General features: G+C 63.7%; 1 protein-coding gene. It reads left to right on the top strand.

What is annotated here, in order from left to right:
- The coding region (locus tag EN845_RS34605; protein ID WP_135907308.1) for an Ig-like domain-containing protein at positions 1-306 on the top strand (306 nt) is incomplete at both ends.

Below are 306 nucleotides of genomic sequence, written 5' to 3'. Positions count from 1 at the left end.
ATCACGGCGGCTCTTCGTCCGCCAACCTGACCATCACCATCACCGGCACCAATGACGCGCCGGTGGCGGTGGCCGATGCGGCGGCGGTGAAGGAAGACACCAACACGCTGGCCGATCCCAATCCGGTCAGCGGCAATGTGCTTTCCAACGACACCGATGTCGACAATGGCGACACGCACAGCGTCAGCGCCGTCAACGGCTCGGCTGGCAATGTCGGCAACGACCTGGTCGGCACCTATGGCACGCTGCATCTCAACAGCGACGGCAGCTACAGCTATACGCTCGACAATGGCCTGGCCTCGGTGC

The organism is Mesorhizobium sp. M8A.F.Ca.ET.202.01.1.1, from assembly GCF_004791595.1.
In the GTDB taxonomy this organism is placed as follows: Bacteria; Pseudomonadota; Alphaproteobacteria; order Rhizobiales; family Rhizobiaceae; genus Mesorhizobium.
The sequence above is the reverse complement of the archived record's forward strand: the minus strand, read 5'-3'. Positions and strand labels throughout refer to the sequence as shown.